The 2,302-nt window shown below is 73.0% G+C and carries 1 protein-coding gene and 1 pseudogene; both read left to right on the top strand.

The window, feature by feature from the left end; all coding sequences use genetic code 11:
• A pseudogene (locus tag HGA02_RS16680) lies at window positions 1-103 on the top strand (UDP binding domain-containing protein); the annotation flags it as partial.
• Window positions 104-541: 438 nt separating this feature from the next.
• Window positions 542-2,302: MDR family MFS transporter (locus HGA02_RS16675; protein WP_168680253.1), on the top strand; the 1,761-nt coding region annotated here is incomplete at its 3' end.

The raw sequence follows: 2,302 nt of genomic DNA, 5'->3' as shown, positions 1-2,302 counted from the left end.
GGCCTTCAAGCCGCACACCGACGACGTGCGCGACTCCCCGGCCCTCAACGTCGCCGCGGCCCTGCACCTGCGCGGTGCCCAGGTCACCGTGTACGACCCCGAGCCGACGGCCCGCGAGCGCGACGCAGACCGCGAGCACCAGCGACGTCAGGGCGACGAGGACGACGCCCGCCGGCAGGGCGCCACCACCGAGGACGTGCGCCAGGCCGGCGAGCGCGACGACGACGGACGCGACGACGCCCGCGCGCACCAGGCGCCAGGGTCCCGTCGTCGCGGAGGGCATCCGGTCACGGTAGCCGCGCGGGAGGGGCGCCCCGAGCCCGTGAAAAGTTTCGTGCGCCCGCGACCAGGCGGGACGCGTGCCGTCACCCGCGGGTGTGACGGGGAACACGCGGGTGCATGCTCGGTGTTGGGGACGAACGGCCGCACGCGCCGCCGCCCTCCGCCACGCTGGTAGGTCGAGCCGGCCCGCGACCGCGACACCGCATCGCCCGCTCCACCGTCCCCCCCGCACCTCGCACCTCGCCGTCGAGAAGGACCGATGCCCCCAGACGCCGCCACGGCCACCGCCCCGCCGACCACGTTCCACCCCCCGACCCACCGGGAGATCCGCACGATCCTCGGCGGGCTCATGCTGGGCATGTTCCTGGCGGCGCTCGACCAGACGATCGTCGCGACGTCGATCCGGACGATCGGCGACGACCTGCACGGCCTGTCGCTCCAGGCGTGGGTGACGACGGCGTACCTGCTGACCGCGACGATCTCGACGCCGCTGTACGGCAAGCTCTCCGACATCTACGGCCGCAAGCCGTTCTACCTGCTGGCGATCGCGCTGTTCGTGACGGGCTCGCTGCTGTCGGGCACGGCAGGCTCGATGTACGAGCTCGCGCTGTTCCGCGGCCTGCAGGGGCTCGGCGCGGGCGGCCTGATGGCGCTCGCCATCACGATCCTGGGCGACCTGGTCGCGCCGCGGGAGCGCGCGCGGTACCAGGGGTACTTCCTCGCGGTGTTCGGCACGTCGTCGGTGCTCGGGCCGGTCATCGGCGGGTTCTTCGCGGGCGCCGACGAGATCCTCGGGATCACCGGGTGGCGGTGGGTGTTCCTGGTGAACGTGCCGATCGGCATCCTCGCGTTCGTCGTGATCTGGCGCGTGCTGCACCTGCCGCCGCTGCAGCGGGTCGAGCACCGCATCGACTGGCCGGGCGCGCTCGCGCTCGTGGTCGCGCTGGTGCCGCTGCTGGTCGTCGCCGAGCAGGGTCGCGAGTGGGGCTGGTCGTCGACGCGCTCGATCGGCTGCTACGTGACGGGCGCCGTCGGGCTGCTGCTGTTCTGGCTCGCGGAGCGGCGCGCCCGGCAGGACGCGATCCTGCCGCTCTACCTGTTCCGCAACCGCACGTTCGGCGTCGGCGCCGCGGCGAACGTCGTCATCGGTCTCGGCATGTTCGGCGGGCTCGCGACGCTGCCGCTGTACCTGCAGATCGTCCGCGGCCAGACGCCGACCGAGGCCGGCCTCACGCTCATCCCGTTCACCGTCGGCATCATGTCCGGGTCCGTCATCGCCGGTCAGACGACCGCCCGGACCGGCCGGTACAAGGTGTTCCCCGTCATCGGGACGATGCTCATGGTCGTCGGCGCGCTGCTGTTCTCGCGGCTCGCGGTCGAGACGCCGTTCGCGCAGATCTTCGCGTCGTCGATCGTGTTCGGCCTGGGCCTCGGCCTGACGATGCAGCCGCTCGTGCTCGCGGTGCAGAACGCGGTCGCGATCCGCGACATGGGCGTCGCGACGTCGTCGTCGTTGTTCTTCCGGCAGATGGGCGGCACGCTCGGGACCGCCGTCTTCCTGTCGATCCTGTTCTCGACGGTCGGCGCGAACATCCGCGACGCGTTCGCACGGCTGCTCCCGACGCCGGACTTCCAGGCCGCGCTCACCGACCGCGCCGTGCTGAGCAACCCCGCGAACGCCGCGGTGGCCGACGCGGTCCAGGGCAGCGGGTCGCTCCCGTCGCTCGACGACTCGTCGTTCATCGGCTCGCTCGACCCGCGACTCGCGCAGCCGTTCCTCGAGGGCTTCGCGCAGTCCGTCGACCTGGTGCTGCTGATCGCCGCCTGCATCATGGTCGTCGGCGTGGTCCTGACGATCCTGCTGCCCGAGCTGCCGCTGCGGACCGTGTCCGGCATCGAGGGGCGCCTGGCCGAGAGCGACGGCACCGCGCCGCCCGCCGCCGACCCGGACGTCGAGACGCCGCGTACCGCGGGCGGTCCCGTGACGGCGGTCGGCGGGGTCACCGCGACCGTCGCGGAC

This window comes from Cellulomonas septica (genome assembly GCF_012396155.1).
Lineage (GTDB): Bacteria > Actinomycetota > Actinomycetes > Actinomycetales > Cellulomonadaceae > Cellulomonas > Cellulomonas septica.
This window is presented reverse-complemented; position numbering and strand designations above follow the sequence as displayed.